Here is a 23,944-nt window from a genome sequence, read left to right as displayed (position 1 = left end):
GTGCGGTGTTAATGCCTCGGCACGTTACAATGCCCCGGCCCGCTGCGAACGAATCCCCGGAGTCAGATATTCGATGCCCCAGATCAGCCATTTCAAAACCCCATGCCCCGAGCACATCAACAGCCAGATCCTGCAACTGGTCGTCGACAACCTGACCGAGATCAGCGCGGTGGCCTTGCCGCCGAGCAACCTGTTGTACAACGTGTACCAGTATGCGATCGGCTATGAGGTTCACCTCTATCTGGAAGCGTTGAACGGGCTCAAGGGGATGGCGGTTGAGTTGATCGTGGCCACGGATGTCGACGACCCCGAGAAGGTCATCGGCTTTGCGCTGTACCTGCCGGTCAAGGACGATCCCGAGGCGTGCGGTGTGGCTTATATGGCCGTGGATTCCGGCCATCGGCGCCAGGGAGTAGCCCGGGCGATGCTGCGCGAGATGGTCGGTCGCTACCCTCACGCCGAGCTGACTTGCAGCGTCGGCAAGGTGCCGTACTTTGAAGCGCTGGGCTTTCAAGTGGTGGGTGTCCGCGCGACTCAGGTGCTGATGAACACCCGTGATCACGGCACCGACGGCTTGATGGCGGTGCTGGACACGGCACCGATCTACAGCTCGCTGGAAGTGCGGCAGATTCATACGTACCTGCTGCAAAAGCACGGTAAGCGGCCGATGACCGATGCCGAGAAACAGCGGGATCGGCATCTGGATCAACTGACACGCAAGGCCAATGAATTTGTGCGGGGGCGGTTGGGTGATGATGCCGTTCCGGCGATGGCGCCCAGATTGCGGTTGGTCTAACCCTTCAACCCAACACACATTCCCTGTGGGAGCGGGCTTGCTCGCGAAGGCGTCGTGTCAGGCAACACTTTTGTCGACTGAACTGATGCTTTCGCGAGCAGGCTCGCTCCCAAAAGGGGTTGATGGTGGTTTTCAGATAGTGTGCAGATCAACTCTCAGCTACTGCGGGAGGATCTTTCAACCATCCCTTTTATCGTTTCGAACAGTTCGTCCTGTGCCTGCTCTGCGCTGAGCTCTCCATTCGCAGCGGCATTCGACAAAGCCTCGGCGGCACCAAGCATCGCCCGCAAACTCGCGGGTTTGATAGCACCCGTTCCAGCGAAAGGGAGCAGGGCGTTGTGGCACTTGTTCAGGAAGATCGCTTCGTACTCACGCTTGATCTTCTCCAGTTCCGGTGTACTGGCCAGCGCTGCAATCACGCCGGGGATTTCGTTGCCCTGCAGTAGCACGCACGCCACATACGACGAAGCGATAACGTTGGCCGTGCTGGTCAGCGTCGGCTCGCACGTCAGCAGCGCCGCGTCCATGAGCGCGGTCTGTCGGGTGTCGAAATCCTGATACAGCGCCGCCAGTAAACCCGAGCGGGTGGTGAAGTGATCGTAGACCACCGGTTTGGTCACGCCCGCCAATTCGGCGAGGCGGCCGAGGGTCAACGCATCCGTCCCTTCCTCCCGAACCATTTGCCAGGCGACGTCCAGCAACTGGCGCTGGCGGTCCTCTCGTGACAAGCGACGACGGGGTTGAGGCGTGGAATCCTGCTCGTTTGTTTCGGTGGTTGACATGGCTATGTACCAAAAGTAACTTACTGATCGTAACTTACCAAGAGTATATAAGGTCCGCCCTGTGCTCTCAATCAGGAGTTTTCAGCATGCACGCACTTATCGTTGTGGCTCATCACGATCCTAGGTCGCTCACCCATAGTCTGGCGGCACAGATTGCGCAGGGAGCTTTGCAGAGCGATGCCGACAACACCTATGAAATCGCCGATATTTCGGCTCAAGGCTTCGATCCCAGGTTCCGCGCGGCGGATCTGGCGGTTCATCACCGAAAAGCCGGGTTCCCTGCCGACGTCGCGGCTGAGCAGGCACGGATTGACCGCGCCGATGCGTTGGTGCTGGTCTATCCGGTTTACTGGTGGTCAATGCCGGCGTTGCTCAAGGGCTGGATTGATCGGGTGTTCGCCAATGGTTGGGCGTTCGATTTCAGTTCAGATGCCAAACTGGTGAAAAAGCTTGGCCACCTGCGGGTTCACTTGGTTGGTGTTGGCGGCGCTGATGCCGGAACCTACGCCCGGCATGGTTACGCCGACGCGATGAAGACCCAGATCGATCATGGGATTTTCAATTATTGCGGCGCGCGCGTGGTGACGTCCGAATTGTTGTTGGACTCGGAAATTCAGGCGCCGCAGATTCACTTGAGGGCCGCGCGGGACTTGGGTCGCAACCTCTTCAAATCATGTGAAGTGACCGAGGCGGTGTGAGCACCCACCGACCCTTGTGGGAGCGAGCCTGCTTGCGAAGGCGATATGTCTGCCAGCATCTATGTTGGATGTTATGGCCTCTTCGCGAGCAGACTCGCTCCCACATGGGATGGGTGGAGATTATTCGGTTCCTGGCCAACCGGCCTGACGCAAGGCTTTAAGCAGTGTCGCGGCATCCAGCCCCGGAACCGCATGCCCATTGCCTTCAGCCGTTTCACCCGCCAGCAACGCATTGATGATCGCTTCTTCTACCGCTTCGGTGGCGGCCAGGAACAGTTCGCTAATGTGGTCGTTGTTGACCATGCGCAGGTTGTCGCAGGTCGGTGCTTTTTTGCTTTCATACGCGGCGGGCGGCACATCGTTGCCGGTCGCGAAAGCGATGAAGATGTCGCCGCTGTGGTCTTCGTTGCCGCCACCGGTGCGAGCCAGACCGAGGCTGGCGCGCTGGGCCAGGCGAGTGCACTGGTGTGGCAGCAACGGCGCGTCGGTTGCCAGGCAAACCACAATCGAGCCCATGCCCGGATGCGGCAGCGAGGCTTTGAGGAACGGTGAATCGGCCTTTTCCATATAACGCCCGACGGGGTAACCATCGACCCGTAACTCGTTGCGGATGCCATGGTTGGCCTGGACGATCGCGCCGACCGTCCAGCCGCCCTGGGCATTGCTCAACCGCCGCGACGCGGTGCCGATGCCACCCTTGAATTCGTGACAGATCATGCCGCTGCCGCCGCCGACATTACCCTCGGTGACCGGACCACCGACCGCCGTGCGCAGGGCCTCGGCGACGTGTTCGGGCTTCACATGAAAGCCGTTGATGTCGTTGAGCAGGCCGTCGAAAGTCTCCAGCACGACCGGCATGTTCCAGTAGAGTCGCCCGTCGTCCGGTTGCTGCTCACGGTCCAGCACAATCAGCGCATCGCGGACCACGCCGAGGCTGTGGGTGTTAGTGAAGGCGATCGGGCTGGTCAACAGGCCAGCCTCGCGAATCCACTCAAGGCCCGTGGCGTCGCCATTGCCGTTGAGCACATGGACGCCGGCAAAACACGGCTGTTGGCTGGTGGACCCGGCACGGGGCTCGATCACGGTGACGCCGGCAGGATGTCGCGACCCTTGGCGGTGCGGCCTCGCACATCGCTGTGGCCGACCCGTACACCGGGCACATCGGTGATCGCGTTGAGCGGGCCGGGTTGCAGTTGGCCGAACTGGATATTCAAGTCGCGGGCACGTGGTTTCATGCGGGAACTCTCAGGCACGTTAAACAGGAGGGGTGGATGCCGGCTCAGTTGCCGTTCTTAATGTTGCTCCAGGAGCGCGTGCGGACACGTTCTATCTCATGGGGCTGGGGTTGCAGGGTGAATGCCTTGGCGATCACCTCGGCTGAGGGGTAGATGTTGCTGAACTCGTGCACCTGGTCCGAGAGCAACACGGTCGCGTCTTTGTTGGCATTGGCGGTGAGCGCCAGGTTGGTGGCGGGCGCGATCACTTCGGGGAGCAGCAGGTAGTTGATAAAGGCCAGCCCCTGTTTTGGATTGCTGGCGTCGTTGACCATGACCAGGTTATCGGACCACAGCGGCGCACCTTCGACCGGAATGCTGTATTCAATGTTCACCCCCTTCGCGGCTTCATTGGCGGCTTGCTTGGCACCGAACACGGTGCCGGACCACGTCAAGGCGACGCAGATATCGCCGTTAGCCAGGTCGGTCTGGATCTTCGACGAATTGAAATAGGTGATGTACGGGCGCAACTTGAGCAGCAGTGCTTCCGCTTTTTTGTAGTCCGCGGGGTTACTACTGTTGGGCGGCAGGCCGAGATAGTGCAGGGCGATCGGGATGATCTCGGCGGGAGCGTCCAAAATCCCCACGCCACACTGGCTGAGCTTGGCCAGGTTTTCTTCTTTGAACAACAGATCCCAGGAGTTCACCGGCGCTTGATCTCCGAGGGCTGCGCGGACCTTGTCAACGTTATAGCCAATGCCGTCGGTGCCCCACAGGTAAGGAACGGCGTATTGGTTGTCCGGGTCGTTCGCGCGCAGCTTTTCCAGCAACACCGGGTCAATGTGTTGCAGATTGGTCAGTTGGCTACGGTCCAGTTTCTGCAAGGCTCCGGCCTTGATGAGGGCCGGCAGAATGAAGTTACTGGCCACCACCACGTCATAACCGCTATGGCCAGTCATCAGCTTGGCTTCCAGTACTTCGCCACTGTCGAAGGTGTCATAGACGGGTTTGATCCCGGTGTCGCGCTGGAAATCTTTCAGCGTGGTCGGGCCGATGTAGTCGAACCAGTTGTAGATGTGCACGGTGGGCTGATCCGCCGCTGCGAGCGCCATCCAGGTCGACAGACAGGCACCCAGTCCCAGATTGAAATACGTGCGGTGACGACTCATGATGCGGCACTCCTGGCCTGCGTCAGGCCGGTGGTAGATAAGAGTACGCAGCGTATCGATCGGGGTGGTCGTCACCCATTCCCATCATGGGTTACACAAAAGGGGTAGAGCGTGGAGGCGTTGCTGAAGGAGTTGCCGGTGCACCAAGGGCTGGCCCGGGTGTTTGGCGCGCTGGGCCACGACGGTTTCTGGCGGGCGCTGGTGGATACCTTGCGGTTGCTGGTGCCCCTGGATAACGCCTTGGTCGCGGTGATGCGGGCGGGTCGGGTGCCGCAGTTGCTAATCGATTTCGACTCCCGCGCCAGCGCGCACGAGGAGGAAGAGTTGGCCGATTACAGCGCCGGCATGTACCTGCTCGATCCCTTCTATCAGGCAGCTTGTGCCGGAATAACTGACGGTTTGCACAGCCTCGATTCCGTGGCCCCGGACCAGTTTCAACAGAGCGAGTATTACCTGAGCTACTTCTGCTCAGTGGTGGGTGGTGATGAGCTGCAGTTCATGATCAATGTGGACGGTGCTGTACTCGGTTTATCGCTGGGCCGCTCGACGCGTTTCACCCTCGAGGAACAGGGGCGCCTGCTGTGTGTCCGCGACTGGGTGCTGGCGGCGATGAGCCGACACCTGCAACTCGTGCCGCCGGAGGGGCCGACGGCGGTGGCCGGGGATCTGGCGACCTTGCTGGATCGCTTCGGCGCGCGTTTGACCGCGCGGGAAGTCGAGACCGCCCGGCTGATTCTTCAAGGCTTCTCCAGCAAAGCCATCGCCCAGCAACTGAACATCTCCCCGGAAACGGTGAAAGTGCATCGGCGCAACCTTTACCACAAGCTCAACGTCAGCGGTCATGGCGAGTTATTTGCGCTGGTGTTGCAGCCGAAATAACAGACTCTCCGCTTATCCCCTGTGGGAGCGGGCTTGCTCGCGAAGGCGGAGTGTCAGCCAGCATCAATGTTGAATGTGATGGCCTCTTCGCGAGCAAGCCCGCTCCCACAGTTGATGTTCATTGAACACAGGATTTGTGTACGGCAACGAACCAAAGTGGGAGCGGGCTTGCTCGCGATAGCCGCGCCTCAATCCCCCTGCCGAAACACCAACGCCTTCAACCCGCACTCAACATCGGCATCGGGAAACTCCGGCGGGTTTTCCAGTCGTTGTTCGAAACGCAGGCTCGGCGCCTCGCGGGTGACGCCGTCGATCAGGAAGTCCGGGCCGAACGCTGGATCGTTCATGCAGGCCAGCACCGTGCCCTCGGACGTGAGCAGTTCCGGCAAGCGGCGCAATACTCGCTGATAGTCCTTGGTCAGCAGAAAACTGCCTTTCTGAAACGACGGCGGGTCGATGATCACCAGATCGTACGGCCCTTTGCCGATCACTTTGCCCCAGGACTTGAACAGGTCGTGGCCAAGGAACGTCACCTTGCTCAAGTCGTGGCCGTTGAGCCGGTGATTGTCGCGGCCACGGCTCAGGGCCGAGCTGGACATGTCCAGATTGACCACGTGCGCCGCGCCACCTTCGATGGCCGTGACCGAAAACCCGCAGGTGTAGGCGAACAGGTTCAGTACCCGCTTGCCCTCGGCATTGGCCCGCACCCAATCACGGCCGTAGCGCATGTCGAGGAACAGCCCGGCATTCTGCTTGCGGCCCAGGTCCACCCGATAATGCAGGCCGCCCTCGGTGATGGTCATTTCCTCGAGCGCGTCGCCGAGCAGCCATTCGGTGGTGCTTTGCAGCAGGTAGCGGTGTTGCAGCAACAGCGTGTGCGCACCGGATTGCTGCCACTCGGCTGACTGGGTGATCTCCAGCAGCAACCGCTTCAAGTCTTCCAGTTGCAGCGGTTCCGGCTCTTTGAACAGCGACACCAGTACCACGCCTTGCAACCAATCGACGGTCAATTGCTCCAGACCCGGCCAGCAACGCCCACGCCCGTGGAACAGGCGGCGGGTTTCTGCCGGGGCGCTGGCCAGGGCGGTCAGCAGGTGAGTGTGCAGGGTGGCGAGGGCGTCTGGGTTCATCGGGCAGGGTCGGCAATTTGAGTGGGCGGCATTTTAACCACAATTGCGCCGAAGGAACGTCTGGATAGTTATCACGATTAATTTAACTTTACGTGAGGATTTGGCGAACAGTCGGCTCCCATACTTGGCCCCATCGAACAACAAACAAGGAGCCGGACATGTCGCAGCTAACTGCTTCACCCAAGGCCAGCCATCCACGCTGGCTGCGACTGACCCATTGGCTCAACGCCCTGGCGGTCGTGGTCATGATCGCCAGCGGTTGGCGCATCTATAACGCCTCGCCGCTCTACGATTTCAGCTTCCCGGCATCGCTCACCCTCGGCGGCTGGCTCGGCGGCGCCCTGCAATGGCACTTCGCGGCGATGTGGTTCCTCGCCGTCAACGGCCTCATCTACCTGATCATCAACATCGCCAGTGGTCGTCTATTTAGAAAGTTTCTCCCGGTCTCCCCAAAAGGCGTGCTGCATGACCTCGGGGATGCGCTGAGAGGGCGGTTGGGGCACGCCGACCTGAGCCATTACAACCAGGTCCAGCGGTTTGCCTACCTGTTCGTCATGCTCGACATCACGATGATGGTGGTCTCCGGGCTGGTGCTCTGGAAGTCGGTGCAGTTCCCGCTGTTGCGTGGATTGCTGGGCGGTTACGAAGGGGCGCGGCAGGTGCACTTCATCGCCATGTCGCTGCTGGTGGCCTTCATCGTGGTGCATCTGGTGATGGTGCTGCTGGTGCCAAAAACGTTGTGGTACATGATCGTTGGCCGGAAGGAGTCCGTATGAAAAAGCGCATCCAGGGGCTCGATGAATCGTCCATCCTGACCGACGCCCGGAAAATCCTGGCCCCGCAAATCGAAGATCGCTCACGGCGCTCGTTCCTGATGCGCAGCCTGACCCTTGGCGGTGTGGCGATGTTGTCGGGCTGCAACATCACCGACAACGACAGCGTCGAAACCGCGCTGTCCTCGATGTCCCGCTTCAACGACCGGGTGCAGGGCTGGCTGTTCAACCCCAACGCCATGGCGCCGACCTATGCCGAGTCGATGATCACCCGGCCGTTTCCCTTCAATGCCTTCTACGGCATCGACGAGGCACCGACGGTCGAGGAAGAAAGCTATCGGCTGGAAGTCACCGGCATGGTCGCCGACAAGCGCAGCTGGAAGCTTGAGGAGCTGCGTGCCATGGCCCAGACCGATCAGATCACCCGGCACATCTGCGTCGAAGGCTGGAGCGCGATTGGTCGCTGGGGCGGCGTGCGCTTCAGCGACTTCCTCAAGCGTGTTGGCGCTGACACCGACGCCAAGTACGTGGGCTTCAAATGCGCGGACGACTACTACACCAGCATCGACATGGCCACCGCGCTGCATGCGCAAACCCTGCTGACGCTGACCTACGACGGCGCCGTGTTACCACGCGAATACGGCTTCCCGATGAAGCTGCGGATGCCGACCAAGCTCGGCTACAAGAACCCCAAACACATCCAGGCGATTTTCGTCACCAACACCTACCCCGGTGGCTACTGGGAAGACCAGGGCTACAACTGGTTCGGTGGCAGCTGACGAACGCTGAAAAAACGACACCGCGCAGCACGCGCTGCGTTCATTCGCAACCTGAGCTCTAAAAGGAACTACACCATGAAGAAGTTAGCCACCGCCGTTCTGTCCATGTGCCTGGCCATGGGCGTCGCCAGCGTGTACGCCGCCGACACCACGAGCAACGACAGCATGAGCAAAGACTCGATGTCCAAAGACGCCATGTCCAAAGACACCATGAAGAAAGACACGATGAAAAAGGACTCCATGGCCAAGGACACCATGAAAAAAGACAGCATGTCCAAGGACGCCATGAGCAAAGACGCCATGAAGAAAGACGCGATGTCCAAGGACAACATGAGCAAAGACGCAATGTCCAAAGACGCCATGTCGCAGTAATCCAACACACCGCAAACCCCTGTGGGAGCGGGCTTGCTCGCGAAGGCGTCAGTTCAGTCGACAAAAATGTTGCCTGACACAACGCCTTCGCGAGCAAGCCCGCTCCCACAGTTTTTTCACCGGTTGCAAAGGGTATGACCTGAACTCATACCCCCATGACTTTTAATGGTTACAGCCCCGCCAACCCCCAGTGTTAAAAAATCGCAAACCAGCTCATCAACAACAAAAAAGAGCGTTTGCAATCATGACTAAGCCTCACTGCCGCGTCCTCGCCAGCCCCGTGCTGCGCTCTTCGAACCCCGACATTTGCCCCGCGATCTTCACGATCCGCGTGCGCTTCTGATCACCCAAAAAATCCAAAAAGAGTAACGACTCATGAAAGAACTCGACCTGTACATCGGTGAAGGTTTCGAAGGCCCTGGCGTGAACGCCGCGCACATCAACATTCTGATCGGGCCGCGCAACGGTCCGGCGGGGCAGGCGTTTGCCAACAGCCTGGCGTCGCCAAGCCAGGGACATTGCCCGTTCATGGTGATCGCCCAGCCGAACATCCCGGTCAAGCCGATGACCCTTTACGTCAACAAAGCCGCGATCAGCAGCGACCTGCACGGCAACGCCACGTGGGGCGCTTCCCAGGCCGGGATCGCCAAGGCTGTTTTGGAAGCACTGCTGGACGGCACCTTGCCGCCGGAAGCCGAAGACGAGTGGGCCATCGTCACCGCCAACTGGGTCAACCCGGCCTGCGATGACCTCGATGCGGTGTACCTGAACAACTACAACGCCTGCCGCACCGCGATTCGCGCCGCCCTGACCGGCAAGCCGGAAACCGCGCAACTGGCGGACGTGGTCGATCACATCAGCAACCCTTTCTACACGCCAAAAGCCTGAGGTCTGCGCCATGCAATACATTCGTTTGGGCAACTCCGGCCTGCAAGTCTCCCGCCTGTGCCTGGGCACCATGAACATGGGCACCCCGGACTGGAAACCATGGATTTTCGATGAAAAGCAAAGCGAGCCGATCGTGGCTCACGCCCTGGACAACGGGGTGAATTTCATTGACCTGGCGGACTTCTATTCCGCCGGCGTCGGCGAGGAAGTGGTTGGGCGCATCGTCAAGCGCCTGGCCCGTCGCGAAGACCTGGTGATCACCACCAAGGTCGGCTACGGCACCCGCAACGGCATCAACGCCAGCGGCCATTCGCGCAAGCACATCATGGACAGCATCGACGCCTCGCTGAAGCGTCTGAACATGGATTATGTCGATGTGTTCATGCTGCATTACTTCGACGTGAACACCCCGGTTGAAGAAACCATGAGCGCGATGAACGACATCGTGCGTTCCGGCAAGGCCCGTTACATCGGCGTGTCGACCATGCTAACCGGGCAACTGGCGAAGATCCTCATGGCCTGCGAGCGCAATGGCTGGGTCAAGCCGATCAACATGCAGCTGCAACTGAACTGCGCGTACCGCGAAGAAGAGCGCGAGATGATCCCGTTCTGCCGCGATCAAGGCCTCGGCGTCTCGGTGTTCAGTCCATTGGCTCGCGGTTTGTTGACCGGCGACGTGCAGTCGACGCGCAACCAGACCGATTTCTTCACGCAGCAGATGTACAGCGACGAAGCCTCGTTTGAAATCGCTCATTCGGTTCAGCGCGTGGCCCGTGCCCGTGGTGTGTCGAACGCGCAGATCGCCCAGGCCTGGGTCGCCAACCATCCGGGCGTCGATTGCATGCTGGTCGGCGCCGACACCACCGCACAGTTCGACAGTGCCCTGGCGGCGCTGGAAACCAGGTTCGATGCCGAAGAACTGCATGAGCTGGAACGCAACTACACGCCGTGCGACGTGATCAACGATTACACCGCCGGTAAACGCATCCTGCGCTCGGCCCGTCCGGGTCTGGAACGCTTCAATCTGACCGAGGCTGTGGCATGAGCACGCTGATCCGTAACGGCAATTTCATCGACGGCCAATGGTCCAGCGGTGGTGCGACCTATCCGGTGTTGAACCCGGCCAATGGCGAGCTAATCGCCGAGGTGCAAAAGGCCGGCGCCGAAGAAACCAACCTCGCCATCGCCGCCGCCAACCGCGCCTTGCCGGCCTGGCGCAAGCTGACCGCCAAGGAACGTAGCCAGCGCCTCAAGCGCTGGAGCGAGCTGATGCTGAGCCACCAGAAGGACCTGGCGACTTTGCTCAGCCGCGAGCAGGGCAAACCGTTGGCCGAAGCCATGGGCGAAGTGGTCTACGCTGCGAGTTTTCTGGAGTGGTTCGCCGAAGAAGCCAAACGTGCTTACGGTGACGTGATTCCGAGCCACAAGGCCGACGCGCGGATCATCGTGGTCAAGGAAGCCATCGGTGTAGTCGCGGCGATCACCCCGTGGAACTTCCCGCTCGCGATGGCGACCCGCAAGATCGCCCCCGCGCTCGCCGCGGGGTGCACGATGATCCTCAAGCCGTCGGAAGAGACGCCGCTGTCAGCCTTCGCGTTGGCGGTGTTGGCCGAGCAGGCGGGCATTCCGGCCGGCGTGTTCAACGTCGTCTCGGGTGACGCGGTGGCGATTGGCGGGGCGCTGCAAGCTTCCGGCATCGTGCGCAAACTGTCATTCACCGGCTCGACCCGCACCGGCAAACTGCTGATGCGCCAAGCGGCGGACACGCTGAAAAAAGTCTCGCTGGAGTTGGGCGGCAACGCGCCGTTCATTGTCTTCGACGACGCCGATCTGGATGCCGCCGTCAAAGGTGCGATGGCCTCGAAATTCCGTAACACCGGGCAGACCTGCGTCTGCGTAAACCGCTTCTTTATTCAGGACGGCGTCTACGAAGCCTTTACCGGCAAACTCGCCGAAGCAGTCGCGGCGATGCGCGTTGGTAGTGCACTGGACGGTGAAACCGAGCAAGGTCCGCTGATCAACGCAGCGGCGCTGGCCAAAGTTGAGTTGCACGTCGGCGACGCCTTGGAGAAGGGCGCCAAACTGTTGTGCGGCGGTCGTCGGCATGCGTTGGGTGGCACGTTTTATGAGCCGACCATCCTCACCGAGGCCAGCAGCGAGATGCTGATCGCCCAGGACGAAACCTTCGGCCCGGTGGCCGCGATGCTACCGCTGTGCAGGACGAGGCCGAAGTGCTGCAACGGGCGAATGACACGCCGTACGGACTGTCGGCGTACTTCTACAGTCGCGACATCGGCCGCGTCTGGCGCATGGCCGAAGGCCTGGAAGCCGGCATGGTCGGGATCAACGAAGGGATCATCTCCACGGAAGTTGCGCCGTTCGGCGGCATCAAGGAATCGGGCCTCGGTCGCGAGGGCTCCAAATACGGTCTGGAAGACTACCTGGAAATCAAATACCTGTTGATGGGCGGTCTCTAAGCCGTCACACCACACCCTGTGGGGGCAACGCTTGTGTGGTGAGGGGCTTGCCCCCGTTCGGCTGCGTAGCAGTCGTAAAACATTGCACGCGATGTACCTGATATACGGCGATTGCAGGTTTTGGGGCCGCCTCGCGACCCAACGGGGGTAAACCCCCTCGCCACACAAGCCTCGCTCCTACAGGGAGGGGTAGAGCTATCGGTTTCATTTCTCCGTCAATAACAACAACTGGAGACGAACATGTCCGCTCAATCGATAAAGATCGATGACCTGCCCATCGGGCGCTTCCATATCAAAATCGCCGGCCTCACCTTCGGCGCGCACTTCACCGACGGCTACATCCTCGGCCTGATCGGTATTGCCTTCACCTTGCTCAGCCCGCAAATGCACCTCGATGCCTTCTGGCAGGGCCTGATCGGTGCCTCGGCGCTACTCGGCTTGTTCCTCGGGAGCCTGTTCTTCGGCTGGATCTCCGACAAGGTCGGCCGGCAGAAAATCTTCCTGGTCAGTTTTGTGCTGATCACGATTGCTTCGGTGATGCAGTTCTACGCCGAAACCGCGATGCAGTTGTTCTTCTGCCGGGTGCTGTCGGCATCGGCCTGGGCGGCGACTTCAGCGTCGGCCACGCGATGCTCGCCGAGTTTTCGCCAAAAAAACACCGGGGCGTGTTGCTCGGTTCGTTCAGTGTGATCTGGACCTTTGGCTACGTCGCCGCGACCTTCGTCGGCACGGCGATGCTCAACCTGGGTGACGACGCCTGGCGCTGGATGCTGGCTTCGTCGGCGATCCCGGCGGCATTGATTTTGATCGCGCGGATCGGCACGCCGGAGTCGCCACGTTGGTTGGTGAATCAGGGACGGATCGCCGAAGCTCGGGCCATCGTCAAAAAGCACCTGGGCGATAACGTCGAACTCGACGAAACACGCTCCACCGAAACCCGTTCCGGCTACGCGGTGCTGTTCAGCCGTGAATACCGCAAGCGCACCGCGTTCAACTGCCTGTTCTTCGTTTGCATCGTGATGCCGTACTTTGCGATCTACACCTTCCTGCCGTCGATTCTGCAGAAGATGGGCTTGGCCGAGGGCTTTGGGCCCGAGTTGATGTTGAACATGCTGCTGATTCTGGGTGCATTGATCGGTATCTGGTGCACGGTGAAATTCTCGCGCCGAGGATTCTTGATCAACTCGTTCATCATCCTGGCGGTGGCGTTGTTCCTGTTGGCGGCGTTGCCGGGCAGCGCGGCATTCCTGATGGTGCTGGTGTTCGGCGTGTTCACGCTGGTGTTGTCGGCGGTGAGCAACCTGGTGGGGGTATTCCCGGCCGAAAGCTTCCCGACCGAAGTGCGGGCCAGCGGGATTGGCCTTGCTACAGCGGTGAGTCGGTTGGGTTCGGCGGTCAGCACCTTCCTGTTACCGGTGAGTGTGGCGGGGATTGGCTTGAGCCCGACCATGGGCATATTGGCGGCGATTTTGGCGTTGGGCGCGATGATTTCCTGGGCCTGGGCGCCGGAGACCAAATCCCTGACGTTGAGCCAGGCGTGCAAGGCGCAGAGCCCGGTGGAGAGCGGGGCGCCGGTGTCCGCAAAGGTCACAGCCCCAATCTAAAAACCACCACAAAACCCAATGTGGGAGCGGGCTTGCTCGCGAAGGCGGTGTGTCAGGCACCATCAATGCCAACTGACACACCGTATTCGCGAGCAAGCCCGCTCCCACAGGGGATGGCGGTGTTTCAGGGATTGCTGACCAACCCCAACCACTGCGTAAACAACCGCACCTTCGACAACCCTTGCTTGTCATTCGCCACATCCAGCCAATACCCATAAGGCCCAACCACCTCCACCGCAGTGATCGGCAGCAGGCTGCCATTCGCCAGTTCCTTTTCGATCATCTGCCGGTCAATCACCGCCAGCCCGCCGCCGGCCAACGCCGTGTGGATCACCTGATCCAACGTGCTGAATTCCAGTCCTTGCCCGGCATCAACATCCTCACGCCCCATCGCCGCCAACCAGTTCTCCCACACCTTCAAACGCTTGCCATCGTGCAGGATGTGCAGCAGTGGAAACTGCCGCAGATCCGGCGGCTGGCCGTTGACGAACAGCTCCGGGCTGGCCACCGCCATGTGCCGCTCCATCACCAGCAACTGGCTGCTGCAATGGTTGGCGGCTTCGAGGCCGAAACGAATGTGGCAGTCGATTTCAGCGAGGTTGTCGTGGCCGGTCTGGTTGGTCACGCTGAGGCTGATGTCCGGGTAGCGTTGGCAGAACGCACGCAAGTGCGCCGACAACCAGCGCGTCGCCCAGGTCGGTGGCGCGACGATGCGCAGACGCTGGCGCAGGTTGGGCACGCGCACCGCTTGCAGGGCGCGTTCGACATGGTCGAACGCGTCGCTCAGTTGCGGCGAGAGGGCGAGGCCGGTTTCGGTCAGCGACAGGCCTTGCGGCGTGCGAATAAACAGCGCCACACCGAGATAATCTTCGAGCTGTTTGATCTGACGGCTGACCGCGCCTTGGGTGACGTTCAGGCCCAAAGCCGCCTGGCTGAAACTGCGATGCCGCGCGACTTCTTCAAAGACGCGCAGCATGTTGAGCGAGGGCAGTTGACGCATGAAAGGGTGACTCCATACCTGACGCCGACGCAGGGACGCGTGGGGCAGGTTTATTGTTTTTGGTGATTGTTCTGTAGGGCGTATCTGACTCCTGTGTGAGGGGCTGGTGCAAGTGTTGTTTGGGCTGGCGCTTTCGCGGGCAAGTCGGAACGCCGCCCGCTCGCTCCTACAGGTTAAGCGGTGGATGCGCCACCGCATTACTGTAGGAGCGAGGCTTGCCCGCGAAGGCTGCTTCAAGAACGCCAAATAACCCGGATCAGAAGTAATACCCAATGTTCATGTACAGCTGATTCTCCCACTGGTTGCTACCCCCAGCCCCCAGACTTTGGGTGTAGCTGCTCCCACCGATGTACGGGTCATTCTTGCCATACAACCATTCCGTCGCGATCCACAATTTGCTGACGGAAAACGAGGTGCCGAAGATCATCCGTTGCGAGGTCTTGAAGTCGTCATTGGATTTGTCGAAGGCGCTGTAGTTGGCGTACAGCTTCACACCGCTGATCTGGTCGAACAGGTACTTGCCGCCAACGTCGTAGCTCACATCTGCCACATACAAATTGCCGCGACTGGCGACGTTGAACGTGCCGTCATAACCGCCGAGGGTCACCAGTTCATCGGTGCCGGGGTTGCGCGGCGACATCTGCTGCCGCGCGGCTTGCAGTTGCACGCCCCACGGGCCGTTCTTGCCGATGTAGTGCACGGCCACGGCGTTGCGCCGGCCGTTGTTGTCAGTGTCCTGGTTCTCCAGGGTCGAGGTCAGGCCGGAGAGCCCGACTTCGGATTTCCACGGCCCCAGGTCCAGCGCCTTGGCCACGCGCAGCACCACGGTGTTGCGTTCCTGGTTGTTGCTGCCATCGGTGACGTAACTGTCGGCTTTGGACACGACGCTGGAGTACGTATCACCATTGCTGGTGCCTTTGCCTTGCCACGCCGGGCGCAAGTAGTAGCCGGCCTGGATGTTCCAGTCGCCGCTTTGCTGGATGTACTTGGCGCCGATTTGCTCCACGTCTTCCAGGCCGACCACGTTGCCCAGGGTTTCGTAGAAGGTGCTGCCGAAGTACGGCTGCAAACCGAACGGCACCTGATTCAGGCCGACCTGGATCTGCTGGTCGGGGTTGAACTTGTAGCCGACCCACGCCGAATTCGGCGAACTGCACGTCACCGACATTGTTTGTGTACTGGTAAGGGTAGGCTCGCCCATAGAAACGGTATTTGGCCGCGCCGATCCAGGTATCGGAGTTGTACTTGGCGGTGAGGAACGCGGTGTCGAAGTTGAACTTCTGGATGTCGCGATCCGGGTCATAGTCCCAACGCGCCCGGACGGCGCCGCCGAGGTCGAGGTTGTCGGTGACTTGAATCGCCATGGCCGGGGCCGCTAAGGCGCCGAGCACGGGGATTAGAGCGATGGAACGGATAGCAAAAGGGGTGGTTGTGCGCACAGTGATACTCCTGATTTTTTAGTTATCGTTGGCAACAGCAGCCCGGGCCGCAGCGAACGCTGCGGCATGGGGAAAGGGTTATTGAGTCAGTTGGCTTGAGGGCGGATCAGCCTCAGCGTCGGTTCCGCGACAGGCACCACCGGGATCGCCGACGCGCCGGGGGCCGCCGCCAGCAAGGTCTGGGTGTAGGTGTTTTGCGGTCGCAAGAGCACCTGTTCTGCCGTGCCGTATTCCACCACTTCGCCCTGGCGCATCACCGCGACGCGGTCGGCGATCCGGCTGACGACGGCGAGGTCGTGGGTGATGAACAGGTAGGTCAGGTCGAGTTCCGTCTGCAGCTCGGCGAGCAACTCCAGCACCTGCTTCTGCACTGAGACATCCAGCGCCGAAACGCTTTCATCGGCGATCAGCACTTCCGGGCGCATCGCCAGGGCCCGGGCGATGCCGATGCGCTGGCGCTGGCCGCCGGAGAGCTGCCGTGGCTTGCGTTTGAGGGCGTCACGCTTGAGCCCGACCTGTTCCAGCAAATCGCCGGCCTCGGTCCACGCAACCTTGGCCGACAACCCGCGCAATTGCGCGGCTCGAGCGATGATGTCGCCGACCCGATGCCGCGGATTAAGCGAGCCGTACGGGTCCTGGAAAATCATCTGGATCCGCCGCCGATTGGCCGCCAGGGCCGAACCGCGCAACGCGAGGAAATCCGTATCACCGACCCAGACGTGGCCGCTGTCGCTTTCCACCAACCGAATCGCCGCTTTGACCAACGTGCTCTTGCCCGAGCCGGACTCACCAACAATCGCCAAGGTCTTGCCCCGTGGCAGTTGCAGCGACACATCCTTGAGCGCCGGAACCAAGCGGCCGCCGACGTTGTAGGTTTTGGTCAGGTGCTCGATGCGCAGCGCCAACTCACCGTCGGCGCACGGTGCGTGTAACTCGGGATGCAGCGCCGGCACGGCGGCGATCAACTTGCGGGTGTACGGGTGTTTCGGCGCGTTGAGCACTTGGTCGCGTTCACCGATTTCCACCAGCACACCGCCCTCCATCACGGCGATGCGGTCGGCGATTTCCGCTACCACGCCGAAGTCGTGGGTGATGAACAAAATGCCGTGCTGGCCACGCCCCCGCAGGTCGCGCACCAGTTTCAGCACCTGGGCCTGAGTGGTCACGTCCAGCGCGGTGGTCGGTTCGTCGGCGATCAGCAAGTCCGGGTTCATCGCCAACGCCATGGCAATCACCACCCGCTGGCATTGGCCGCCGGAGAGTTGATGGGGAAAGCTGTTGGCGATCCGTGGCGGGTCGGGCAATTGGGTGGAGTCGAGCAGGGCGAGCATGCGTTCGCGACGTTCGGCGGCGGGCATCTGTGGTGCATGAATGTCGAAGATTTCTTCGACCTGCTGACCAATTCGAATCGCCGGGTTCAGCGCCGCCATCGGCTCCTGGAAGATCATCGCGATGCGGTTGCCACGCAACCGGCGCAGGGAGTGTTCGTCCATGCGGCAGATGTCGTCGCCGAGAAAGTCGATCACCCCTTCACTGTGGCGCAGGCCCTTGGCGTAGTCGCCCATGATCGCCGCCGAAAGCACCGACTTGCCGGAGCCGGATTCGCCGATCACGCAAAGAATTTCACCTTTGCGTACGTCGAGGCTGATGCCCTTTACGGCGTGGCTACGGTCGGCGCCGGCGGGCAGTTCGATGGAGAGGTTCTCCACGCGTAGCACCTGTTGCAAGTTCTGCAGTTGGCTCATGCTCAACTCCTTGTGCCTTTCTGGGCGTGTTCGTCCAGACCGTCCGCCAACAGGCTCAGGCCCAGCATCAGGGTGGAGATGGCAATGCACGGGAAGATCACCAGGTGCGGGAAGGCGATGGCCATGCTGCGGCCTTCATTGATCATGCCGCCCCAGTCCGGAGTCGGCGGTGGCAGGCCGAGGCCGAGGAAACCGAGGGCGCCGATCATGATTGCGGTGTAGCCGATGCGCAGACAGAAATCGACGATCAGCGGGCCGCCGCAGTTGGGCAGGATTTCCACCAGCATGATTCGCAGCGAGCCTTCGCCCTGGGTGATTGCGCTGAGCACGTAGTCCCGGGAGCGGATGTCGATGGTCAGTGCGCGCATGATCCGGAAGATTGCCGGGGCACTAGTGAAGGTCACCGCAATCAGGATATTCAGCGCCGAGGCACCGAGGGCGATGATGATCACGATGTACAACACCAGCACCGGGAACGACAACACGGTGTCGGCAACGTAGGACAACACCCCATCGACCCAGCCATTGAAGTAACCGGCGCACAGGCCCATGGCGATGCCGACGGCGAACGCGGTCAAGGTTGCGAGGATCGACCAGAACAACACGGTGCGCGTGCCCCAGATCAGTCGCGACAGAATGTCCCGGCCGATCATGTCGGTGCCCAGCAGGAAGCGCAGGCCGTCGCCATCCGGGGTCATTGGCGTCAGCAGCGGGGTGAAGCTTTCCAGTGGATCGTGGGGCGCCAGCCACGGCGCGAACAGCGCCATCAGTACCCAGCCGCCGACCAGCAGCAGACCGAGCAATGCCAAGGGATGTTTGAACGCTTTGAGGAAGTTCATTGGCCGCCTCCGCCAAGACTGCGCAAGGTGATGCGCGGGTTGAGCCAGGTGTAGGCCAGGTCCGAGAAGATTTTGGTCGCGCCGACCACGATGCCGCTGATCATCGCGCAGGCTTCGATCAGGTAGACGTCATGGTTCAGCGACGCGGTGTAGAGCAGTGAACCGAAGCCTTTGTAGGCGAAGAACACCGGTCCGACCACGATCACGTTCGACGCAGCCACGGGATGTACAACATGATCACGGTGATCGGTGCGATCAGCACGTTGCGCAGGGCATGACGCAGCACGATCCGTGAAGTCGACGCGCCTTTGAGGCGCGCGGTGCGGATGTACGGCGCCTGCATCACTTCGACCATCGAGGCCCGGGTGATCCGCGCCAGATAACCGATGCCGAACAGGCACAGCACCATCAGCGGCAGCGCCAGTTCCACCGGGTTGAAGCCGTCGCTCATGCTGCTCACGCCCGGCAGCCAGTTGAGCCAGAAGACGAAGATCGCCGAGACAAACACCGCACTGGCGAAGTCCGGAATCGAGGTGGTGACGATCGACAGAAACGACACCAGCCGATCCACCGCCGAACCCTGACGAATCCCGGCCAGAATGCCCAGCGTCAGGGCTACCGGCACCATCACCAGCAAGGCCAGCCCCGCAAGGATCAACGTTTGCCCGAGGTTCGGCAGCAGCAGGTCGATCACCGGTTCACGAAAGTGCACCGAAGTGCCCCAGTCGCCTTGGAGAAAATCCTTCAGCCACACCAGGTAGCGCCAGACAAAGGGTTGGTTGTAACCGTGTTCCACCAGCCATGCGGCGCGTTGGTCGGCGGCGGAGTAGGGGCCGAGAACGTTGATTGCGACGTCCTCGATGTTCAGTTCCAGGGCCAGGAACACGATTACCGATACCGACAGCAGGGTTGCCGCCAGCGCCAATAACTTGCGCAATAGAAATTCAGCCATGCTCGCACGCTCCGGCTAATCAAGGGATGTCGGCCCGCCGCACCGCAGTGGGCGAGCTCGTTAGCGGCGCTTTAATCAGGCGCTCAACCAGACTTCATCCATTGGGTAGAAGTCCGACGGGTGAACCTGAAAGCCCTGGACCTTCTTGCTCGCGGCGGTGAACTTGTCGCCCCAGAACGGCTGCACCATGACGCAGGCGTCTTGCAGGATCTGCTCGACGCTTTGCATGGCCACGGCCCGTTGTTTCGGGTCGATGATGCCCATGGCTTTATCCAGCGCGGCGTCGAACGCCGGGTCGCTGTAGTGGCTTTCGTTCCAGGCCGCGCCGCTGCGGTAGGCCAGTTCCAGCGACATCACGCCCAACGGGCGGTGCGCCCAGTAGGTGAGGCTGAATGCGGCTTTGTCCCAGATCGGCCAGTACTGGGTGGCCGGGATAACCTTGAGGTTGATGCGGATGCCGGCCTCGGCGCAGTTCTGTTGCAGGATCTGCGCGCAATCCTGTTCGTAGCGGCCCTGGGTGTTGCCGACGATCAGGTCGATGTCGATGCCGTTCGGATGACCGGCTTCGGCTAGAAGTTTTTTCGCGCCAGCGACATCACGAGCACGTTTTGGCAACGGAAAGTATTCCGGGTGGGACGGGGCGACGTGGTGGTCTTCGCCCAAGGTGCCCATGCCGCGATAGGCGATTTTGAGCATCTGCGCGTTGTCGGCGCAGAGCACCACGGCTTTGCGAATCCGCACGTCGTCGAACGGCTTCTGGTCGCAGGCCATGCGCATGACGATGGTTTGCGCCGATTTGCAGGTCAGCAACTGCGCGCCTGGCAAGCGTTTGGCCAAGTCGAGTTCGGCCACTGTCACCCGGTACAACACGTCCACTTGCCCAGCCTGCAACGCGGCGAGGTGGGTGGAAATGTCGGTGCCCATGTCGACGTAGCGCAACTCGTCGAGGTTGGCCGGTTTGCGCCAGTAATCGGCGCGCTTGGCGAAGGTCGCCTGCTTGTTCACGGCAAAGGAGACAAGCTTGAACGGCCCGGTGCCCAGCGGGTTTTTCGCCCAGTCGTCACCGGCCTTGAAGCTGCGGTGGACGATGGCGCAGGTAAAGGCGTTGAGCATTTCCGGGATCGCCAGCATCGGCCGCTTGAGCACCAGGCGGAACTGGAAGTCGCTGACTTTTTCGAAGGCGGTGATGTCCTGGAACGCGGTGCGGTTGACCGACTTGGAGTCGGCGGCAATCCAGCGCTCGATGTTGTGCTGCACGTCCTCGACGTTGAAGGTGTCGCCGTTGCTCCACTTCACGTCCTGGCGCAGGTTGAAGGTCCAGGTCTTGAGGTCGTCCGACGGGCTCCAGCTCTCGGCCAGGTACGGGTGAGTGACGTTGTCGGCGTCGACCCAGGTCAGGAACTCCAGGGAGTTGCGCAGCAGGTTCGAGGCTTCGATCCAGGTAATCAGCATCGGGTCCTGGATTTCCTGGATGGCGCAGGCAAACCGCAGGCTGCCGCCCTGGCGTGGCGCGACCGCATCGGCGGCGCGGGCCGGGTTACCGAGCAGCGCGGAACCGAGGAAGGTGCTGGCGCTGGCGGCGGTGATGCCCAGCAGCGCTGCGGTGCGCAGGAACTGGCGACGATTGATCTCGCCACTTTTGACTTGGGTACACAGGTCGTTTACCGCTGGATGCGGCAGGGCGCCGTCCAGTGTCATTAAGTCTTTCATATGCCTCTCCGATAACGTGCAAAAGTGCGTTTTTCGACTGGCCGCAGATGGGGCGAGCGGCAGACGCGGTCGGTTTTCGATGAACCGAAACTGTCAGTGGCAGGCGCCGTGAAGGCGCAGGCGTAACAGGCGTGAAGCCGGCAGCAGAACAAGGCGCAACGAAATCAGGAGGACGGAGGCGGGATAGGACATAGGGCTGCTCTCATGTTGTTTTTATTTGAGATGCTCGCAGTTTTGTCATCTGGGCAAAGATCGACAAACGATAAATTCAACGCTGAAACGTTCGATAAATGCATGTTACTGACCGTAAGGAAGGCTGCCGCTTGAGCTAGACAGGCCGGACAGATGAAAGCGCGGGTACGAAACACTGCGCGGTGGCCGCAAACGCCCCTTGTTCCGGGTGGGAACAAGGGGAAAAACGGACGGTGTCGAAGGAGGTGACGGCGCCGTCCGGGGCAACTCAACGCGGCATCAGGCGCGGATCGAACGGATAGTCGGAGAGCAATTCGATGCCGTTTTCGTGAATGTAGATCTGCTCTTCGAGCTTGACCCCTTCGCCGCCAGCATCGTGGCCGATGTAGCTTTCCACGCAGATGGTCATGCCGGCTTCGAACACGCCGTCATAACCCAGCGCATCAATGTCCTCGCGGTGCACCACGTACGGGTATTCACCGGTCATGCCAACGCCATGGGCCAAAGCGAAATAGCGGTTGGCCTTGTAGTTGTCCGGGATCTTCCACGCCAGCTCGGCGTATTCCTTGAAGCTGCGGCCGGCCTTGAGCATTTCCATGTTGGTCTGCACTTGCTCGTAGGCCAGTTTGTACAGTTCCTGTTGCTTGGCGGTCGCGGCTTGCTCGCCGCAGAGGAAGGTCCGCGAGAAGTCGGCGTAGTAGCCGAAACGCCCGACCACGTCGGTGTCCAGCGCCACCAGGTCACCGGCCTCGATGGGCCGGGTGCTGCATTCCTGGAACCATGGATTGGTGCGCGGCCCCGAGGACAACAGGCGGGTTTCCACGTAGTCGCCGTCGGTGGCGATGACGTGTTGATGCAGGTGCGACCACAGCTCGTTTTCGCTGATGCCCGGCACCAGTTTGCTTTCCATCAAGCGCACGCCGGCCTCGGTGGCACGCAGGCTGGCGCGGATCATCTTCAGCTCGTTTGGCACCTTGATGCAGCGCGCTCGCTCCAGCGGTTCCTGAGCGTCGAAGATCTGGTAGCCGAGTTTCTGTAGTTCGAACGCGGCGGCCGAGGTCGCGCTTTCGATGGCGATCCGTTTGTTGCCGCCGCCGCACTTGCGCACCAGTTCATCGATTTCGGCGGCCCATTCGGCGGTGACGTTGTTCAGGAAGCTGTCGCAGAAGTAATAAGAGATGGCTTTGGCCGGACGCACTTCATCGACGGTGTTGAGTTTTTCCGCGAGGTGCAGGCAGCCACCGAATTCGAAGATCACCACCGGGCCTTCCGCCGGGATGAAGGCGTATCGCGCCGGGTTGCGCGCCGAGTACACCTGCATATTGCGTGAGCCGGTGGCGTAGCGCATGTGGGTCGGGTCGAACAGCACGCAAGCGGCGTAGTCACGTTTTTTCAGTTCGTTGCGTACCCGTTGCAAACGGTCGAGCTGGATCTGCTGGATCTCGTCGTACGTCGGTTCGCAGTCGGCGGGGTTGCGGTTAGGGCCGGACAGACTCATGGGGTGTTCCTCGCAGGGCAAATACGGTTGGTTTTTTCTAAGAGTTTTTTGGGGGCGAATCAGTCGAGCAACTGGTCGCTGCGGACCATGTTGCGTTCGGCTTGCAGGTGGGCTTCGGACAGGCGTCCGTAAAGCTGTTTGGTGCGCTGGGCACGGCCGATGATTCCGGGCTTTTCGGAGTAGGCGAAGATTGCGGTGTTGCGTTCGGTGGCGCCCTCGACGCGGGTCACCCGGTGCACCGAGAAGCGGCCCTTGAAGATCTGCAAGTCGCCGGGGTTGAGTTCCAGTTCCTGCACCCGGCTGCGGTCGTCACCGCGCACGACTTTGCCGACGGCGCCGAGGTTTTCCTGGGTGCGGGTGCGGATCATTGGCGCGTACTCGAACAGACCGCCGGCCTCGGGCTTCTGGGTCATCATGCTGACGATGAATTCGTTGGTATCGAAGTGCCAAGGCTGCTCGGTGCCTTGGGGCATGACGTTGATCACCAGCCCGGCGAACGGGTCGGCGTATTCGAAAATCTCCGGTTCGTTCAGGCAGGCGCCGATAAAGCGCTTCATCATCGGCGAGACGTACAGGCGATGAATGATCGCGTCCGGGGCGATCATGTCGCGGGTGACGAAACCGCTGGTGCGCTCCATGAATGTGCGGCGCGGGTCATCCTGGGGCAGGGCGGGGTCGTCTTCGGTGAAGTAGGCGTTGACCTTGCGCACCGAGTAAAAGGTCTTGCCCGACAGCGCCTGACCTTCGGCGCGGGCCTGTTCCAGCGCCTCGGGCCGCAGGAAATTCTTCAGCAGGCAGCAACCGTCTTCGGCCAGTTCGGCGCGAGCGTGTTCGATCAGCGCCTGCAATCGGACATGGCCCGAATCATGTATGGGGTACAGCTCGGTATTAATAATGTCGCTGATATCGCCCACTTCGGCGTCGGCAAGTTGAAGGCTCATGCAAGTCTCCTGGAACTATCAATTAACAGTGTTTGGCGTTGAGTCGATAGTTGCTTAAAGAGGTGCG

17 protein-coding genes and 5 pseudogenes are annotated in these 23,944 nt (G+C 60.9%); 10 read left to right on the top strand and 12 right to left on the bottom strand.

What is annotated here, in order from left to right:
- Positions 1 to 73 precede the first annotated feature (73 nt).
- Positions 74 to 796, top strand: coding sequence for a GNAT family N-acetyltransferase (locus tag RHM58_RS28845; protein ID WP_322268872.1), 723 nt, complete (start codon positions 74 to 76; stop codon positions 794 to 796).
- A gap of 155 nt (positions 797 to 951) precedes the next feature.
- Here RHM58_RS28845 and RHM58_RS28840 read toward each other — a convergent pair whose 3' ends face one another.
- Positions 952 to 1,578: a TetR/AcrR family transcriptional regulator gene (locus tag RHM58_RS28840; RefSeq protein WP_201255574.1), complete on the bottom strand. Its 627-nt coding sequence runs from the start codon at positions 1,576 to 1,578 to the stop codon at positions 952 to 954.
- Between the two features lie 86 nt (positions 1,579 to 1,664).
- Here RHM58_RS28840 and RHM58_RS28835 point away from each other — a divergent pair, with 86 nt between their 5' ends.
- Positions 1,665 to 2,276, top strand: a complete 612-nt coding sequence (locus RHM58_RS28835) for an NAD(P)H-dependent oxidoreductase (RefSeq protein ID WP_322268871.1) — start codon at positions 1,665 to 1,667, stop codon at positions 2,274 to 2,276.
- A 120-nt stretch (positions 2,277 to 2,396) separates the two neighbouring features.
- Here RHM58_RS28835 and RHM58_RS28830 read toward each other — a convergent pair.
- Both RHM58_RS28830 and RHM58_RS28825 read right to left on the bottom strand, forming a co-directional pair.
- Positions 2,397 to 3,511, bottom strand: a pseudogene (locus tag RHM58_RS28830) (P1 family peptidase).
- A gap of 44 nt (positions 3,512 to 3,555) precedes the next feature.
- A complete protein-coding gene (locus RHM58_RS28825; protein ID WP_201255577.1) occupies positions 3,556 to 4,659 on the bottom strand; it encodes a polyamine ABC transporter substrate-binding protein in 1,104 nt (367 codons plus the stop codon).
- 111 nt (positions 4,660 to 4,770) lie between these two features.
- Between RHM58_RS28825 and RHM58_RS28820 the strand changes: the two genes are divergently transcribed.
- On the top strand, positions 4,771 to 5,538 hold the full coding sequence (locus RHM58_RS28820; protein ID WP_201255578.1) for a helix-turn-helix transcriptional regulator: 768 nt from the start codon (positions 4,771 to 4,773) through the stop codon (positions 5,536 to 5,538).
- A 188-nt stretch (positions 5,539 to 5,726) separates the two neighbouring features.
- On the opposite strand, the gene RHM58_RS28815 is transcribed toward RHM58_RS28820, so the two are convergent.
- The gene (locus RHM58_RS28815) at positions 5,727 to 6,668 is read right to left on the bottom strand and encodes a class I SAM-dependent methyltransferase (RefSeq protein ID WP_201255579.1); all 942 of its coding nucleotides are present in this window, start codon (positions 6,666 to 6,668) and stop codon (positions 5,727 to 5,729) included.
- A gap of 158 nt (positions 6,669 to 6,826) precedes the next feature.
- On the opposite strand from RHM58_RS28815, the gene RHM58_RS28810 reads away from it, so the two are divergent.
- The 7 genes and pseudogenes from RHM58_RS28810 to RHM58_RS28775 all read left to right on the top strand — a co-directional run bounded on the left by RHM58_RS28810 (position 6,827) and on the right by RHM58_RS28775 (position 13,561).
- Positions 6,827 to 7,444, top strand: coding sequence for a cytochrome b/b6 domain-containing protein (locus tag RHM58_RS28810; protein WP_201255580.1), 618 nt, complete (start codon positions 6,827 to 6,829; stop codon positions 7,442 to 7,444).
- Entirely contained in the window at positions 7,441 to 8,220 is a 780-nt protein-coding gene (locus RHM58_RS28805) for a molybdopterin-dependent oxidoreductase (RefSeq protein WP_201255581.1), read from the top strand. The genes RHM58_RS28810 and RHM58_RS28805 overlap by 4 nt, the downstream gene beginning before the upstream one ends.
- Before the next feature lie 75 nt (positions 8,221 to 8,295).
- On the top strand, positions 8,296 to 8,592 hold the full coding sequence (locus tag RHM58_RS28800) for a pentapeptide MXKDX repeat protein (RefSeq protein ID WP_322268870.1): 297 nt from the start codon (positions 8,296 to 8,298) through the stop codon (positions 8,590 to 8,592).
- Positions 8,593 to 8,967: 375 nt separating this feature from the next.
- Positions 8,968 to 9,480, top strand: coding sequence for a formaldehyde-activating enzyme (fae, locus tag RHM58_RS28790; protein ID WP_054615233.1), 513 nt, complete (start codon positions 8,968 to 8,970; stop codon positions 9,478 to 9,480).
- A gap of 10 nt (positions 9,481 to 9,490) precedes the next feature.
- Entirely contained in the window at positions 9,491 to 10,525 is a 1,035-nt protein-coding gene (locus tag RHM58_RS28785) for an aldo/keto reductase (protein WP_201255583.1), read from the top strand.
- Positions 10,522 to 11,957, top strand: a pseudogene (locus RHM58_RS28780) (NAD-dependent succinate-semialdehyde dehydrogenase). Before RHM58_RS28785 ends, RHM58_RS28780 begins: the two are co-directional and overlap by 4 nt.
- A gap of 369 nt (positions 11,958 to 12,326) precedes the next feature.
- A pseudogene (locus tag RHM58_RS28775) lies at positions 12,327 to 13,561 on the top strand (MFS transporter).
- A gap of 124 nt (positions 13,562 to 13,685) precedes the next feature.
- Here RHM58_RS28775 and RHM58_RS28770 read toward each other — a convergent pair.
- The 8 genes and pseudogenes from RHM58_RS28770 to RHM58_RS28735 form a co-directional block, all read right to left on the bottom strand.
- The gene (locus RHM58_RS28770; RefSeq protein ID WP_201255586.1) at positions 13,686 to 14,561 is read right to left on the bottom strand and encodes a LysR substrate-binding domain-containing protein; all 876 of its coding nucleotides are present in this window, start codon (positions 14,559 to 14,561) and stop codon (positions 13,686 to 13,688) included.
- Positions 14,562 to 14,817: 256 nt separating this feature from the next.
- Positions 14,818 to 16,000, bottom strand: a pseudogene (locus RHM58_RS28765) (hypothetical protein).
- A gap of 86 nt (positions 16,001 to 16,086) precedes the next feature.
- Positions 16,087 to 17,745: an ABC transporter ATP-binding protein gene (locus RHM58_RS28760; RefSeq protein WP_322268869.1), complete on the bottom strand. Its 1,659-nt coding sequence runs from the start codon at positions 17,743 to 17,745 to the stop codon at positions 16,087 to 16,089.
- Between the two features lie 2 nt (positions 17,746 to 17,747).
- Positions 17,748 to 18,584 carry an ABC transporter permease gene (locus tag RHM58_RS28755; RefSeq protein ID WP_201255589.1) on the bottom strand — a complete coding sequence of 279 codons (837 nt, stop codon included), beginning with the start codon at positions 18,582 to 18,584 and terminating at the stop codon, positions 17,748 to 17,750.
- A pseudogene (locus RHM58_RS28750) lies at positions 18,581 to 19,536 on the bottom strand (ABC transporter permease). Before RHM58_RS28750 ends, RHM58_RS28755 begins: the two are co-directional and overlap by 4 nt.
- Positions 19,537 to 19,611: 75 nt before the next feature.
- The gene (locus RHM58_RS28745) at positions 19,612 to 21,246 is read right to left on the bottom strand and encodes an ABC transporter substrate-binding protein (protein WP_322268868.1); all 1,635 of its coding nucleotides are present in this window, start codon (positions 21,244 to 21,246) and stop codon (positions 19,612 to 19,614) included.
- A gap of 460 nt (positions 21,247 to 21,706) precedes the next feature.
- Positions 21,707 to 22,936, bottom strand: a complete 1,230-nt coding sequence (locus RHM58_RS28740) for a M24 family metallopeptidase (RefSeq protein ID WP_201255592.1) — start codon at positions 22,934 to 22,936, stop codon at positions 21,707 to 21,709.
- Positions 22,937 to 22,995: 59 nt separating this feature from the next.
- On the bottom strand, positions 22,996 to 23,877 hold the full coding sequence (locus tag RHM58_RS28735; RefSeq protein ID WP_201255593.1) for a hypothetical protein: 882 nt from the start codon (positions 23,875 to 23,877) through the stop codon (positions 22,996 to 22,998).
- Positions 23,878 to 23,944 lie beyond the last annotated feature (67 nt).

It is taken from the genome of Pseudomonas sp. 10S4 (assembly GCF_034344865.1).
GTDB lineage: Bacteria > Pseudomonadota > Gammaproteobacteria > Pseudomonadales > Pseudomonadaceae > Aquipseudomonas.
The sequence above is the reverse complement of the archived record's forward strand: the minus strand, read 5'-3'. Positions and strand labels throughout refer to the sequence as shown.

Bases quoted from the DNA above. Each gene is read 5' to 3' on its own strand.
- RHM58_RS28845 (WP_322268872.1), top strand. From the start codon at position 74: ATGCCCCAGATCAGCCATTTCAAAACCCCATGCCCCGAGCACATCAAC.
- RHM58_RS28840 (WP_201255574.1), bottom strand. From the start codon at position 1,578: ATGTCAACCACCGAAACAAACGAGCAGGATTCCACGCCTCAACCCCGT.
- RHM58_RS28835 (WP_322268871.1), top strand. From the start codon at position 1,665: ATGCACGCACTTATCGTTGTGGCTCATCACGATCCTAGGTCGCTCACC.
- RHM58_RS28825 (WP_201255577.1), bottom strand. From the start codon at position 4,659: ATGAGTCGTCACCGCACGTATTTCAATCTGGGACTGGGTGCCTGTCTG.
- RHM58_RS28815 (WP_201255579.1), bottom strand. From the start codon at position 6,668: ATGAACCCAGACGCCCTCGCCACCCTGCACACTCACCTGCTGACCGCC.
- RHM58_RS28810 (WP_201255580.1), top strand. From the start codon at position 6,827: ATGTCGCAGCTAACTGCTTCACCCAAGGCCAGCCATCCACGCTGGCTG.
- RHM58_RS28805 (WP_201255581.1), top strand. From the start codon at position 7,441: ATGAAAAAGCGCATCCAGGGGCTCGATGAATCGTCCATCCTGACCGAC.
- RHM58_RS28800 (WP_322268870.1), top strand. From the start codon at position 8,296: ATGAAGAAGTTAGCCACCGCCGTTCTGTCCATGTGCCTGGCCATGGGC.
- fae (WP_054615233.1), top strand. From the start codon at position 8,968: ATGAAAGAACTCGACCTGTACATCGGTGAAGGTTTCGAAGGCCCTGGC.
- RHM58_RS28785 (WP_201255583.1), top strand. From the start codon at position 9,491: ATGCAATACATTCGTTTGGGCAACTCCGGCCTGCAAGTCTCCCGCCTG.
- RHM58_RS28770 (WP_201255586.1), bottom strand. From the start codon at position 14,561: ATGCGTCAACTGCCCTCGCTCAACATGCTGCGCGTCTTTGAAGAAGTC.
- RHM58_RS28760 (WP_322268869.1), bottom strand. From the start codon at position 17,745: ATGAGCCAACTGCAGAACTTGCAACAGGTGCTACGCGTGGAGAACCTC.
- RHM58_RS28755 (WP_201255589.1), bottom strand. From the start codon at position 18,584: ATGAACTTCCTCAAAGCGTTCAAACATCCCTTGGCATTGCTCGGTCTG.
- RHM58_RS28745 (WP_322268868.1), bottom strand. From the start codon at position 21,246: ATGAAAGACTTAATGACACTGGACGGCGCCCTGCCGCATCCAGCGGTA.
- RHM58_RS28740 (WP_201255592.1), bottom strand. From the start codon at position 22,936: ATGAGTCTGTCCGGCCCTAACCGCAACCCCGCCGACTGCGAACCGACG.
- RHM58_RS28735 (WP_201255593.1), bottom strand. From the start codon at position 23,877: ATGAGCCTTCAACTTGCCGACGCCGAAGTGGGCGATATCAGCGACATT.